The following is a 13126-nucleotide window of genomic DNA, read 5'->3' as shown; positions in this document are numbered from 1 at the left end:
GCGGTCACTCCCCGGTGCGGCGCAGCAGGGCGAGGTACATCGCGTCGGTGCCGTGCAGGTGGGGCCAGAGCTGGACGTCCGGGCCGTCGCCGAGGTCGGGCACCCCGGCCATGAGGGGGCGGGCGTCGACCCATTCGGCGGGGACGGCGCCCGGGCGGCCCAGGACGTCCTCCACGACGGCGCGGGTCTCGGCCGGGTGCGGGGAGCACGTCGCGTAGCCGACGACCCCGCCCACGCGCACCGCGCTCAAGGCGGACTCCAGCAGGCCGCGCTGCAGGGGCGCGAAGCCCGGGACGTCCTCGGCACGCCGGCGCCAACGCGCCTCGGGGCGGCGGCGCAGGGCGCCGAGGCCGGTGCAGGGCACGTCGACCAGGACGCGGTCGAAGGCGCCGGGACGCCAGGCGGGACGGGTGCCGTCGGCGACGATCACCCCGTACGGGCCGGGGTTGCCCGCCAGGGCGCGGGCGACGAGCCGGGCCCGGTGCGGCTGCTTCTCGGAGGCCACCAGGGCCGCCCCGCGCTCCGCGGCGAGCGCGGCGAGCAGGGCCGCCTTGCCGCCGGGGCCGGCGCAGCCGTCCAGCCAGAGCCGGTCGGGGCCGTCGCCGAGCGGAGCCGCGGCCAGGGCGGCGGCGACGAGCTGGCTGCCCTCGTCCTGGACGCCGGCGCGGCCCTCGCGCACCGCCTCGATGGCCGCGGGGTCACCGCCCTCGGCGAGCCGGACCGCCCAGGGGGACCAGCGGCCGGGAAGGGTGGTGTCCGCGGGCAGGGCGTCGGCGAGTTCCTGTGTGGTCGCGCGGCCGGGGCGCGCGACAAGGGTGACTTCGGGGCGCTCGTTGTCGGCCGCGAGCAGTTCCTCCATGCCCGCGCGGCCCCCGCCGAGGGCGTCCCACAGGGCCGAGACGATCCAGCGCGGGTGCGAGTGGACGACGGCGAGGTGGTCCTCGGCGTCCTCGTCGTACGGCGGTGCCACCTCGTCCAGCCAGGCGTCCAGGTCCCGGGCGGCGATCCGGCGCAGCACGGCGTTGACGAACTTCGACCGCCCGTCGCCGAGGACCACGCGGGCGAGCTCGACGGTGGCGGAGACGGCCGCGTGGGACGGGATGCGGGTGCCCAGCAGCTGGTGGGTGCCGAGCGACAGCACGTCCAGCACGGGAGGGTCGACCTCGCGCAGCGGCCGGTCGACGCAGGCCGCGATCACGGCGTCGTACGTGCCCCGGCGGCGCAGCGTGCCGTACACCAGCTCGGTGGCGAGCGCGGCGTCGCGCCGGTCGAACTCCCGGCCCTTGCGCACCGCCTCGGCCTCGGCCTCGCGCAGCAGCGCCGGCAGGACGAGGTTGGCGTACGCGTCGCGCTCGTCGACCGCCCGCAGCGCCTCGAACGCCAGGATGCGCACGGGGTCGCGCTGGGGCTTGCGGTAGGGCCGGCCGCCCTGCGGGGGCCCTCCCTGGTTGCGGCCCTGGCGGGCGGCGGGACGCGGTCGGCGGCGTGACGGTTCGCTCACGTGGAAGGTGCTCCGGGAGTCTCGGTGGTACGGCGGGACGCGGTGCGCCCCGCTTCGAGCGTACGTGGGGGGCGCGGTCAGGCGTCGAGCCGCTCCCCGGAGGGGACGCGGACGCCGCGCGCCCAGTCGGCGGCGGGCATCGGCTTCTTGCCCTGCGGACGCACCTCGCCGAGCTCCACGGCGTGGCTTCCCGTGCCCGCGTACACGGCGCGCTTGGTGACCTCCAGCTCCCCGGGCGCCAGGTCGGTGCGCTCGGGCAGCAGGGTGACGGGGCCGACCTTGAGGCGTTCGCCGCCGAACAGGGTCCAGGCGCCGGGTGCCGGGGTGCAGGCGCGGATCACCCGGTCCACCCGCAGGGCGGGGGCGTTCCAGTCGACGCGGGCGTCGTCGACGGTGATCTTGGGGGCCAGGCTGACGCCCTCGGCGGGCTGCGGCCGGGCGACCAGCGCTCCGTCCTCGATGCCGTCCATGGTGGCGGCCAGCAGCTTCGCACCGCTGTGCGAGAGCCGGGTCAGCAGGTCGCCGCTGGTGTCACGGGGGCGGACGTCCTCGGTGACGACGCCGTACACCGGTCCGGAGTCCAGGCCCTCCTCGATGAGGAAGGTCGCGGCCCCGGTGACCTCGTCACCCGCCATGACGGCGTGCTGCACGGGGGCGGCGCCGCGCCAGGCGGGCAGCAGGGAGAAGTGCAGGTTGACCCAGCCGCGGGCGGGCACGTCGAGGGCGACGCGGGGCAGCAGCGCGCCGTAGGCGACGACCGGGCAGCAGTCGGGGCCGATCTCGCGGAGCCGGGCCAGGAAGTCCTCGTCGCGGGGCCTGGCGGGCTTGAGGACCTCGATGCCGGCCTCCTCCGCGCGCTGGGCCACCGGGCTGGCGACGAGCTTGCGGCCGCGCCCCGCCGTGGCGTCCGGCCGGGTGACCACGGCGACGACCTCGTGCCGGCCGGAGGCGAGCAGGGCGTCGAGGGCGGGAACGGCGACCTCGGGGGTGCCGGCGAAGACGAGCCTCATACGTGCGGGATGCCTTTCTGCGGTGCGCGGCCCTACAGTGCGCGGCCGAATGTGCTGTGCGGGGAGACGCGGACCTGGGGCGCGGGCTGACCGGCCCACTCTGCGTCGCGTATCGCCTTCATCGCGGCCTTGCGCTGCTCGCGGTCGAGGCGGTCGATGAAGATGATGCCGTCGAGGTGGTCGGTCTCGTGCTGGATGCAGCGGGCGAGCAGCTGGGTGCCCTCGACGGTCACCGGGTCGCCGTGCATGGTGAAGCCCTTGGCGACGACGCCGTAGGCGCGCTTGGTGTCGAAGCGCAGCCCGGGCAGGGACAGGCAGCCCTCGGGGCCGTCCTGCTCCTCCTCGCTCAGGCTGAGGTCCGGGTTGACCAGATGGCCCAGCTCACCGTCGATGTGGTAGGTGAACACCCGCAGCGAGACGCCGATCTGAGGAGCCGCCAGGCCTGCGCCCGGGGCGTCCTTCATGGTCTCCTCGAGGTCCTTGACGAGGGTGCGCAGCTCTTTGTCGAAGACGGTCACGGGCTGCGCCTTCATGCGCAGCACGGGGTCGCCGAAGAGGCGGATCGGCTGGATGGACACGCGGTGGCTCCGTGGTCGGACGGGGACAGGGCAACCGCCCCAGTCTATGGGCCGTCGAGGTAGGGGCGCGCACCCCTGCGCACGCCCCCTGGAGGGTGCGATGCGCCCCTTAGGCGTGACTCCACGGGAGTCTGGCGCGTTGGTCAATGGAGTTTGACCCACAAGAGCCGGTTCGAGAGGCCAGTTGATGCCCGAACACGCAACTCATGACGCCCAGGCCAGGGCGAGCCTTCACCTGCTGGTGCGGGACATCGAGCGGGTCCGCCGACAGGTCGACGCGCTGCGCACCCTGACCACGCAGCTGGGCAATGTCTACCGTCCCCGCCGGGGCGGGCCGTCCGCGGGATTCGTGGTCTACGGCCGCGCCCCCGCCCCCACCGTCCGGCTCGCCCAGGAGCTGCGGGACAGCGTCGAGACCCTGGTGACCTCGGCCGTCGAGTTCGACCGCTCCCTGGGCTTCAGCTGGGACGCCGTCGGCTCGGCGCTGGGCGTCACCAAGCAGGCCGTCCACCGGCGGTACGGCAACCGGCGCTCGGTGCCGGCCGGGGCGGCCGCGACGGAGGTGCACGGCGAGCCTCCGGCCCCGGCGGTCGTGCCCTCGGTCCCCGCGGCCCGCGCGATGCCCGTGCACACCGCCCCCGCCACCCGCGACGAGGCCGTCCCCGGTGCGGTCCCCTCTCCACGCACGGGCTGATCCGGCGATTCCCCTGGCACGCCCGCCCCGCCGCCCGCCACGCCGACAGGACGGCCGTCGGGGCGGGCGCGTACGGGCACGGACGCACCGCGGTCAGGGCCGCCGGTGCGCCGCGGGCGGCCCTGTCGGATCGAGCTCCAGCTCCCCCACGGTCCGGCCGCCGCTGGACTCCCCCGTCGGCCGGAAGCCCAGCCCCAGGTAGAAAGCGTTCCGGGCCGTCGGCGCCGGAATGCCAGGCGGTGGTGACCCGGGTGCCGCCCCGGCGGCGGACCTCCTCCGCGACGGACCCGACGGCGTACCTTCCGTAGCCGCGGCCCTGCTCGCCCGCCGCGATGGCGAGGCGCCACAGGCCGGAACGCAGGTCGATGCCGCTTCCGTCGCCCGCGAAGTCGATGTCGAGGAAGGCCATGCGGAATCCGACGGTCCGGTCGCCGTCGACGATCAACCGGGGCCAGGCCGTCTCCCCGTACGCGTAGGCCTCCGCGAGGGACTTCACGACCGGGGCCACGAGGTGTTCCTGGTCGGGGCGGACCTTCAGGGCGATCGCGGCGTCGACGTTGTCCGGGGTGATCTTCTCCAGTCGGAGTGTGCTGGTCATACCCGGAACCCTGGGCCGGGACGCCACGTGCTTTCCCGAACGCTTCGTCAGGCCGCCTCGTCAGGCCCATTCGTCGGTTGAGCCCTGCACCCGGCCGCTCCTAGCCGATGTCGGGCGGGTCGATGCGGACCCGGACCGGGTCGGGCTCCTTGCGGGCGATACGGGCGGTCTGCGCGGATTTGAGGGCGGTCGCCAGGGCCGCGCCGTTCCCCGGCGGCACACGCAGCAGCACACGCTCCCAGCGCTCGCCCGGCGGGGTGTCCCCGGAGCGGCGGGGCCGCGCGGGGTCGGTGATCGGCAGCGGTACCGGGCCGAGGACGTCGGTGCCTTCCGGGAGCCGGACCGTGGCCAGAAGATCGGCGACGGCGGCGGGGCGGCCGCTGACCGCGGCCATCCGGGAGACCGGGGGGAAGCCCAGCTCCGCGCGTTCGGCCAGCTCGCGCACGGCGTGGCCGACCGGGTCCCAGCGGACGAGGGCCTGCACGGGCCGCAGTGTGGGCTCCGCGAGGACGACCACCATGCCGCCCTCACCGGCCGGGCGCACCAGCGCCGCGGCCGCGGCCCAGCGGCGCAGGGTCTCCTCCCCCGCCCGCAGGTCCGGACGGTTGAGCAGGGCCCAGCCGTCCAGCAGCAGCGCCGCCGCGTAACCGCCCTCGGCGACCGGTTCGGCGCCCGGGGTCGAGATCACCAGCGCGGGCGTGCCCGGCACGGACGCCAGCACGCCGTCCCGCCCGGAAGTCCGCACCGGCACCTTGGGGAAGGCCCGGCCGAGTTCGTCGGCGGTGCGCCGGGCGCCGACCACCTGGGCGCGCAGCCGGAAACCGCCGCACTCCTTGCAGTGCCAGGCCGCCTCGGGCCGCCCGCACCAGCCGCAATGCGGCGCGCTCTCGCCGTCGCCGAGCTGCAGCGGCCCCGCGCAGTGCGCGCACCGGGCGGGCTCGCGGCAGCGCTCGCAGGCCAGCCGCGGCACATAACCCCGCCGGGGCACCTGCACCAGCACCGGGCCGCGCTGCAGCGCGTCCCGGGTCACCTGCCAGGCCACCGACGGCAGCCGCGCCGCGCGCGCGGCGGCGTCCCGGGCCTCGTCGCCCTCGCCGATCGTACGGACCATGGGCGCGGCGGCCCGTACCCGCTCGCGCGGTGCGGTCAGCGGGAGCGCCCACTGGGTGTCGACCAGCTGGGCGCCCTCCACGGTGCAGGTGAGACCGCCGAGCAGAAAGCCCGCCCGCTCCTCGGCGGCCCGCAGCAGCAGGACGTCCCGGGCGTGCGGCTGCGGTGCGTGCTGCTCCGCGTGGCTGGAGTCGCCGTCGTCCCAGAGCACGGCAAGCCCGAGGTCCGCAACCGGTGCGAACATCGCGGCCCTGGTGCCGACGACGGCGCGTACGCTGCCCCGGCTCACGGCGAGCCAGCGGCGGTACCGCTCCTCCGCCCCGGCGTCGGCGGTCAGCAGCACATGGCGGCCCTCGCCGACGATCGCGGTCAGCGCCTCGTCGACACGGGCGGCCGCGCGGCCGTCCGGCACGACGGCCAGCGCTCCGCGCCCCGAGGCCAGCGCCGCCGCCATGGCGCGGGCGATCTCCTCGGGCCAGTGCGGCCCGGGCAGCGCCGTCCACACCGCCCGCGGGGTGTCCCCGCGGGCCAGCGCCTGCAGGAACGCGGGCCCCGTCGGATAGCGGCGCCACGGCCCCGGCTCCGGCGGGCGGGGTGCCGGGAGCGGATCGCGTACCGGCTCCGCCTCGGCCTTGGCCCGGCGCGGCGGCACCGCGAGCTGCACGATGTCGGCGAGGGCGCCCGCGTAGCGGTCGGCGACGGCCCTGCACAGCCTGAGCAGGCCGGGGGTCAGCACCTCCTCGGGCGACAGGACCTGGGCGAGCGGGGCCAGCGGGCCCCGGTAGTCGCTCTCGGTCAGCCGGTCGACGATGAAGCCGTCGTGAAGCTCGCCGCCCTCGCGCCGGCCGCCCTTGCCCACACGGCCGCCGAACCGGACGCGGACGCGCACGCCGGGCCGCGCCTCGGCGTCCATGGCTGCGGGGACCGCGTAGTCGAAGTACTGGTCCAGGTGGAGCAGGCCCTTGTCGACCAGCACGCGGGCCACCGGCAGCCCTTCGGCCAGCGCCGCGCCCCGCCAGGTCCGCGGCTTGGCTCGGGGCTCCTTGGCCTTGCGCACCGTCTCCCGGATGAGCGCGAGCTGCTCTCCCCCGTGCGGCTCCGCCGCCGGGGACACCTGCCGGTCGTCCTCGCTGCTCACAGCCTCAGTGTTACCAGACGCGTCGGACACCCGGCCCCGCGCCCGGGCACCCGGGGCCCATGCCCCATGCCCCATGCCCCACCGGACAGGGAATGCGCGGGCGGCCCTCTGCAACAAGGCGACGGATGCGAGGGGAGTTCGCATGCGGCCGACACGGTCGGGGCCGGAGCGCGTCGCAGGCCCGGGGCGGCGCACGCCCGTCCTGCCTGCTGCGGACCTCGCGCGCCCCGTCGTGCCTCCGGTGCCGGGCGCCTGCTGCCACCGCGAGTGCTGCGGAGCCGGCCCCGCTCCCCGCGCACGACGACGGCCCCGGACCGCGAGGGTCCGGGGCCGTCGTCGGGTCGTGGATGCGGCAGGCCTAGAGGCCGGCCGCCTGGCGCAGCGCCTCGACGCGGTCGGTGCGCTCCCAGGTGAAGTCCGGCAGCTCACGGCCGAAGTGGCCGTACGCCGCGGTCTGGGCGTAGATCGGGCGGAGCAGGTCGAGGTCGCGGATGATCGCGGCCGGGCGGAGGTCGAAGACCTGGCCGATGGCCTGCTCGATCTTCTCGTGGTCCACGGTGTGGGTGCCGAAGGTCTCCACGAACAGGCCCACGGGCTCGGCCTTGCCGATCGCGTAGGCGACCTGGACCTCGCAGCGCGAGGCGAGGCCCGCGGCGACGACGTTCTTGGCGACCCAGCGCATGGCGTAGGCGGCGGAGCGGTCGACCTTGGACGGGTCCTTGCCGGAGAAGGCGCCGCCACCGTGGCGGGCCATGCCGCCGTAGGTGTCGATGATGATCTTGCGGCCGGTGAGACCGGCGTCGCCCATCGGGCCGCCGATCTCGAAGCGCCCGGTGGGGTTCACCAGCAGCCGGTAGCCCTCGGTGTCGATCTTGATGCCGTCCTCGAGCAGCGCCTTCAGCTCCGGCTCCACGACGAACTCGCGGATGTCGGGCGCGAGCAGCGACTCGAGGTCGATGTCGCTGGCGTGCTGCGAGGAGACGACGACGGTGTCGAGGCGCACGGCCTTGTCGTCGTTGTACTCGATGGTGACCTGGGTCTTGCCGTCGGGCCGCAGGTAGGGGATGGTCCCGTTCTTGCGGACCTCGGTGAGCCGCCGGGAGAGCCGGTGCGCCAGTGTGATCGGGAGCGGCATCAGCTCGGGGGTCTCGTCGCAGGCGTAGCCGAACATCAGGCCCTGGTCGCCCGCGCCCTGCCGGTCGAGTTCGTCCTCGTCGCCCTCGACACGGCTCTCGTAGGCCGTGTCGACACCCTGCGCGATGTCCGGGGACTGCGCGCCGATGGAGACCGAGACACCGCAGGACGCGCCGTCGAAGCCCTTCTTCGACGAGTCGTAGCCGATGTCGAGGATCTTGCTCCGCACCAGGGTCGCGATGTCCGCGTATCCCTTGGTGGTGACCTCTCCGGCGACGTGCACCAGACCGGTGGTGATCAACGTCTCGACGGCGACACGCGAGGAGGGGTCCTCCTTGAGCAGGGCGTCGAGGATCGTGTCGCTGATCTGGTCAGCGATCTTGTCGGGGTGACCCTCGGTCACGGACTCCGAGGTGAACAGGCGGCGGGACACATCGCTCCCTGGGGTTGCAGCGGCTGCTGGCTGATCATTGGCGGCTCGCGCGGGGCTGCGCCCGGCGGGCCATGGGTCAGTTTATCGTCCGACTCATGCGCAGGGACACGGCATCTCGCACCTTGGATATGCCGTGACCTGCGACACTGTGCATCACCTCGGGACGGAACGCCAGTAGCTCACACGCACCGCCCCGAAGTGTCGTCAGCTCAGCCGGGCGGCGACCAGGTCCCAGACCTGCTCCGCCAGGGCCTCCTTCGGCCCGTACGGCACGGCGGTCTCGCTGCCGTCGGCGCCCAGCACGACGGCCTCGTTCTCCTCCGCCCCGAAGGCCTTGTGGTCCCCGACCTCGTTGACGACCAGCAGGTCGCATCCCTTGCGGGCGAGCTTGGCACGGCCGTTGGCCAGGACGTCGTCGGTCTCGGCGGCGAAGCCCACGACGATCTGCGCGGGGTGCGGCCGTTCGGCTGAGAGCTCGGCGAGCACGTCGGGGTTGCGCACCAGCTCCACGGGCGCGGGCTCCTCGCCGTCCTTCTTCTTGATCTTGCCCTCCACGTACCGCGCCGGACGGAAGTCCGCGACGGCGGCCGCCATCACCACCACGTCGGCGTCGGACGCAGCCTTCAGCACGGCCTCGCGCAACTGCACCGCCGTGCCGACGCGCACCACGTCCGCCCCCGCCGGGTCGGCGAGGCCGGTGTTGGCGGAGACCAGGGTGACCCTGGCGCCCCGGGCCAGGGCCGTACGGGCGAGGGCGTAGCCCTGCTTGCCGGAGGAGCGGTTCCCCAGGTAGCGGACCGGGTCGAGGGGCTCGCGGGTGCCTCCGGCGCTGATGACGACGTGGCGTCCGGCCAGGTCGGCCTCCAGTGCGCGCGGGCCGCGCAGCAGCACCCGGCGGCAGGCCTCGAAGATCTCGGCGGGCTCGGGCAGCCGGCCCTTGCCGGTGTCGACGCCGGTGAGCCGGCCGACCGCGGGCTCCAGCACGATGGCGCCGCGGCGGCGCAGCGTCGCCACGTTCTCCTGGGTGGCGGCGTGCTCCCACATCTCGGTGTGCATGGCGGGCACGAACACCACGGGACAGCGCGCGGTGAGCAGGGTGTTGGTCAGCAGGTCGTCGGCGAGTCCGTGGGCGGCCTTGGCGAGCACGTCGGCGGTGGCCGGGGCGACCACGACGAGATCGGCGGCCTGCCCGATGCGCACGTGCGGCACCTCGTGGACGCTCTCCCACACCTCGGTCGAGACGGGGTTGCCCGACAGCGCCGACCAGGTGGCCTCACCGACGAAGTGCAGCGCCGAGGCGGTGGGCACGACGCGCACGTCGTGTCCCGACTCGGTGAAACGGCGCAGCAGCTCGCACGCCTTGTAGGCGGCGATCCCGCCGCTCACGCCCAGGACGACCTGTGGCTTCCCCATCGCCTCTCCCGCGCTGTGTAGGACCGTGGTGCGTACTACCCCATGACACACCACGGGCCCGGCGGTCGTACCGCCGGGCCCGTGGTCTGACGCCTGGGCGCGGTTACTGGACCGGGCCCTCGACGGCCTCGGAGGTCAGCAGACCCGCGTTGATCTCGCGCAGCGCGATCGACAGCGGCTTCTCGTGCACGTGGGTGTCCACGAGCGGGCCGACGTACTCGAGCAGGCCCTCGCCGAGCTGCGAGTAGTAGGCGTTGATCTGACGGGCACGCTTGGCCGCGTAGATCACGAGGCTGTACTTCGAGTCGGTGGCCTCGAGCAGCTCGTCGATCGGCGGGTTGATGATGCCCTCGGGCGTGGTGATGGAAGAGGACACGCTCTACCTTCCGATTGGGTGCAAAAAGATCAGACTACAGCCATCAAGGCTAGCAGCTCGCGCGCGACGTCCTCGACGGAGGTGTTCACCAGGGTGGTGTCGAACTCCGGCTCGGCCGCCAGCTCGACCCGCGCGGCCTCCAGCCGGCGCTCGATGACCTCGGGGGCCTCGGTGCCCCGGCCGGTGAGCCGGCGGACCAGCTCGTCCCAGCTCGGCGGCGCGAGGAAGATCAGCTGCGCCTCGGGCATCGACTCCCGGACCTGGCGGGCGCCCTGCAGGTCGATCTCCAGCAGGACCGGCTCGCCGGCCTCGAGGCGCTCCAGCACCGCCTGGCGCGGCGTGCCGTACCGGTTCCCCGCGAATTCGGCCCACTCCAGCAGTTCGCCGTTGGCGACGAGCTTGTCGAACTCGTCGTTCTCGACGAAGTAGTAGTGCACCCCGTGTTCCTCACCGGGGCGGGGCCTGCGGGTGGTGGCCGAGACGGAGAGCCACACCTCTGGGTGGACTGTGCGCATATGAGCGACGACCGTGCTCTTGCCGACCCCCGAGGGGCCGGAGAGCACGGTCAGCCGCGGACGTTCACTCATGGAGCGATTATCCCGGTTCCCGGAGGGTGCTGGGAACGTCAGACAGCGGGGCTGCCGAACTCGCGCTCCAGGGATGCGATCTGGTTGGAGCCGAGCCCGCGGACCCGGCGGCTCTCGGAGATGCCGAGCCGCTCCATGATCTGCTTGGCGCGGACCTTGCCCACGCCGGGCAGGGACTCCAGGAGGGCGGAGACCTTCATCTTGCCGATGACGTCGTTCTCCTGGCCCTGCTTGATGACCTCGTGCAGCGAGGCGCCGGAGTGCTTGAGCCGATTCTTGACCTCGGCGCGCTCCCGGCGAGCCGCGGCGGCCTTCTCGAGCGCGGCAGCGCGCTGTTCAGGGGTAAGGGGCGGAAGAGCCACGCCTACGTCACCTCGGAAGTAGAACTGTCGGATACGGACCGGTGTGGAACCTAGTCGCCCCCCACCTGCAGGGGCAACGTGAAACGCGCACCTTGCGCGCTCTCGTCGGAGACTAGCGGCCCCAGCGGCCGCAGTCAGCGCAAACAAGAAGAAAAGTCCTGGTCAGCGTCAACCGACCAGGACTTTTGGGACAAATCTGCGCAGGTTTCCGGACGTCTTGACCGCTACTTGACGACCGAGGCCAGTTCTGCGACCTCCCTTTCGGCCGCTTCGCGGAGCGCCGCGACGGACGGTCCGAGCTTGAGGACCCCCCTGCTGACGCTCGGCACGACATTGCGCACGGCGTCCCCGAACACCCTGGGGAGGTCGGCCGCGGTGGCCCCCTGGGCGCCGATCCCGGGGGCCAGGAGGGGCCCGTTCACGGCCAGGTCCACACCCGCCTCGCCGAGCGTGGCGCCGACGACGGCGCCGACCGATCCGAGCGGCACGTCACCCTCGTTCTCGGCCGCGATGTGGTTCAGCATCACCTGGGCGAGGGACGCGCCGCCCGCCGCGGTTGACCGCTGCACTTCCGCGCCCTCCGGATTGGAGGTCAGGGCGAGCACGAAGACGCCGCTGCCGCTCGCCCGGGCGGCGTCCAGGGCGGGGCGCAGCGAGCCGAACCCCAGGTACGGGCTGACGGTGACCGCGTCCGAGAACAGCGACGAGGCGGGATCGAGATAGGTGGCGGCGTACGCGGCCATGGTGGAGCCGATGTCGCCGCGCTTGGCGTCCATCAGCACCAGGGCGCCGGCCGCGCGGGCCTCGGCGACGGCCGTCTCCAGGACGGCGATGCCGCGGGAGCCGAAGCGCTCGAAGAAGGCGCTCTGCGGCTTGAGGACGGCGACCCGGTCGGCCAGCGCCTCCACCACGGTGCGGGTGAAGTGCTCCAGGCCGGCGACGTCGTCCTGCAGGCCCCAGGCGGAGAGCAGGGAGGAGTGCGGGTCGATGCCGACGCAGAGCGGCCCACGGGTGTCCATGGCGCGGCGCAGCCTGGCGCCGAAGGGCTCGGGGTTCATCGCGGGGTGGCTGCCTTCCGGGTCTCGGCGCCGACGGCGTCGGCGAGGGTGGCGTACGGGCTGGCTTGCAGCAGCGCGGCGAGGTCCCGGTGGATCGTGCGGCACCAGAAGGGGCCCCGGTAGACGAAGGCGCTGTAGCCCTGCACAAGGGTGGCGCCGGCCAGGATGCGCTGCCAGACGTCCTCGGCGGTCTCGACCCCGCCCACCCCAACGAGGGTGGTGCGGTCGCCGACGCGGGCGTACAGGCGGCGCAGCACCTCCAGGGAGCGTTCCTTGAGGGGGGCGCCGGACAGGCCGCCGGTCTCCTTGACCAGGGCGGCGTCCGCGCGGAGGCCGAGGCCGTCGCGGGCGATGGTGGTGTTGGTGGCGATGATGCCGTCCAGGCCGAGTTCGAGGGCGAGGTCGGCGACGGCGTCCACGTCCTCGTCGGCGAGGTCGGGGGCGATCTTGACCAGCAGGGGGACGCGGCGGCCGGTGACGCTGCGGTCGGCGGCCTCGCGCACGGCGCTGAGCAGGGGACGCAGGTGGTCGACGGCCTGCAGGTTGCGCAGTCCCGGGGTGTTCGGCGAGGAGACGTTGACGACGAGGTAGTCGGCGTGCCCGGCGAGCCGCTCGGTGGAGGTGACGTAGTCGGCGACCGCCTCCTCCTCCGCGACGATTTTGGTCTTGCCGATGTTGACGCCGACCGTGGTCGGGAAGACCGCCCTGCGGGCGGCCAGACGCGCGGCGACCGCGGCCGAGCCCTCGTTGTTGAAGCCCATGCGGTTGATCAGGGCGCGGTCGGCGACCAGGCGGAAGAGACGCTGCCTGGGGTTGCCCGGCTGCGGCTGGGCGGTGACGGTGCCGATCTCGACGTGGTCGAAGCCGAGCATGGTGAGCCCGTCGATGCCGACGGCGTTCTTGTCGAAGCCGGCGGCGAGCCCGAAGGGACCGTGCATCCGCCGGCCCAGCGCCTCGGTGCGCAGCGCGCGGTGCCGCGGGGCGAGCAGCGCGGCGGCGAAGGTGCGCAGGACGGGGATCCGGGCCGCGAGCCGGATCCAGCCGAAGGCGAGGTGGTGGGCCTGCTCGGGGTCGAGGCGCTTGAAGAACAGGTTGAACAGCAGGGAGTACATGCGGGGCCTTCCACGGCGGGCG

General features: G+C 74.0%; 12 protein-coding genes and 1 pseudogene. 1 reads left to right on the top strand and 12 read right to left on the bottom strand.

Going from position 1 to position 13126, the window contains the following annotated elements:
• Window positions 1–4: 4 nt before the first annotated feature.
• The 3 genes from OIE69_RS32285 to def form a co-directional block, all read right to left on the bottom strand.
• Entirely contained in the window at window positions 5–1501 is a 1497-nt protein-coding gene (locus OIE69_RS32285; RefSeq protein ID WP_392567596.1) for an RsmB/NOP family class I SAM-dependent RNA methyltransferase, read from the bottom strand.
• A gap of 77 nt (window positions 1502–1578) precedes the next feature.
• Window positions 1579–2511, bottom strand: coding sequence for a methionyl-tRNA formyltransferase (fmt, locus tag OIE69_RS32280; protein WP_326577792.1), 933 nt, complete (start codon window positions 2509–2511; stop codon window positions 1579–1581).
• A gap of 32 nt (window positions 2512–2543) precedes the next feature.
• Window positions 2544–3089 carry a peptide deformylase gene (def, locus tag OIE69_RS32275; protein WP_326577791.1) on the bottom strand — a complete coding sequence of 182 codons (546 nt, stop codon included), beginning with the start codon at window positions 3087–3089 and terminating at the stop codon, window positions 2544–2546.
• Between the two features lie 187 nt (window positions 3090–3276).
• Here def and OIE69_RS32270 point away from each other — a divergent pair, with 187 nt between their 5' ends.
• Window positions 3277–3783, top strand: coding sequence for a hypothetical protein (locus OIE69_RS32270; RefSeq protein ID WP_326577790.1), 507 nt, complete (start codon window positions 3277–3279; stop codon window positions 3781–3783).
• A gap of 93 nt (window positions 3784–3876) precedes the next feature.
• Here OIE69_RS32270 and OIE69_RS32265 read toward each other — a convergent pair.
• From OIE69_RS32265 to OIE69_RS32225, 9 genes and pseudogenes are all read right to left on the bottom strand, one after another.
• Window positions 3877–4381 (bottom strand): annotated as a pseudogene (locus OIE69_RS32265) (GNAT family N-acetyltransferase).
• 100 nt (window positions 4382–4481) lie between these two features.
• Window positions 4482–6629 (bottom strand): primosomal protein N', encoded by a 2148-nt coding sequence (locus tag OIE69_RS32260; protein WP_326577789.1) that lies wholly within the window; start codon window positions 6627–6629, stop codon window positions 4482–4484.
• 358 nt (window positions 6630–6987) lie between these two features.
• Window positions 6988–8196, bottom strand: coding sequence for a methionine adenosyltransferase (gene metK / locus OIE69_RS32255; protein WP_326577788.1), 1209 nt, complete (start codon window positions 8194–8196; stop codon window positions 6988–6990).
• A gap of 204 nt (window positions 8197–8400) precedes the next feature.
• Window positions 8401–9609: a bifunctional phosphopantothenoylcysteine decarboxylase/phosphopantothenate--cysteine ligase CoaBC gene (coaBC, locus tag OIE69_RS32250; RefSeq protein ID WP_326577787.1), complete on the bottom strand. Its 1209-nt coding sequence runs from the start codon at window positions 9607–9609 to the stop codon at window positions 8401–8403.
• 103 nt (window positions 9610–9712) lie between these two features.
• Window positions 9713–9985: a DNA-directed RNA polymerase subunit omega gene (gene rpoZ / locus OIE69_RS32245; protein WP_018564174.1), complete on the bottom strand. Its 273-nt coding sequence runs from the start codon at window positions 9983–9985 to the stop codon at window positions 9713–9715.
• A gap of 29 nt (window positions 9986–10014) precedes the next feature.
• On the bottom strand, window positions 10015–10572 hold the full coding sequence (gene gmk, locus OIE69_RS32240) for a guanylate kinase (RefSeq protein ID WP_326577786.1): 558 nt from the start codon (window positions 10570–10572) through the stop codon (window positions 10015–10017).
• 38 nt (window positions 10573–10610) lie between these two features.
• The gene (locus OIE69_RS32235; protein WP_089227789.1) at window positions 10611–10934 is read right to left on the bottom strand and encodes an integration host factor; all 324 of its coding nucleotides are present in this window, start codon (window positions 10932–10934) and stop codon (window positions 10611–10613) included.
• Window positions 10935–11158: 224 nt separating this feature from the next.
• On the bottom strand, window positions 11159–11992 hold the full coding sequence (gene pyrF / locus OIE69_RS32230; RefSeq protein WP_326577785.1) for an orotidine-5'-phosphate decarboxylase: 834 nt from the start codon (window positions 11990–11992) through the stop codon (window positions 11159–11161).
• The gene (locus OIE69_RS32225; protein WP_326577784.1) at window positions 11989–13104 is read right to left on the bottom strand and encodes a quinone-dependent dihydroorotate dehydrogenase; all 1116 of its coding nucleotides are present in this window, start codon (window positions 13102–13104) and stop codon (window positions 11989–11991) included. Before OIE69_RS32225 ends, pyrF begins: the two co-directional genes overlap by 4 nt.
• Window positions 13105–13126: the final 22 nt, after the last annotated feature.

This window comes from Actinacidiphila glaucinigra, assembly GCF_035918135.1.
In the GTDB taxonomy this organism is placed as follows: Bacteria; Actinomycetota; Actinomycetes; order Streptomycetales; family Streptomycetaceae; genus Actinacidiphila; species Actinacidiphila glaucinigra.
Note: the sequence above shows the minus strand (reverse complement) of the source record. Positions and strands in the feature narration are given on the sequence as shown.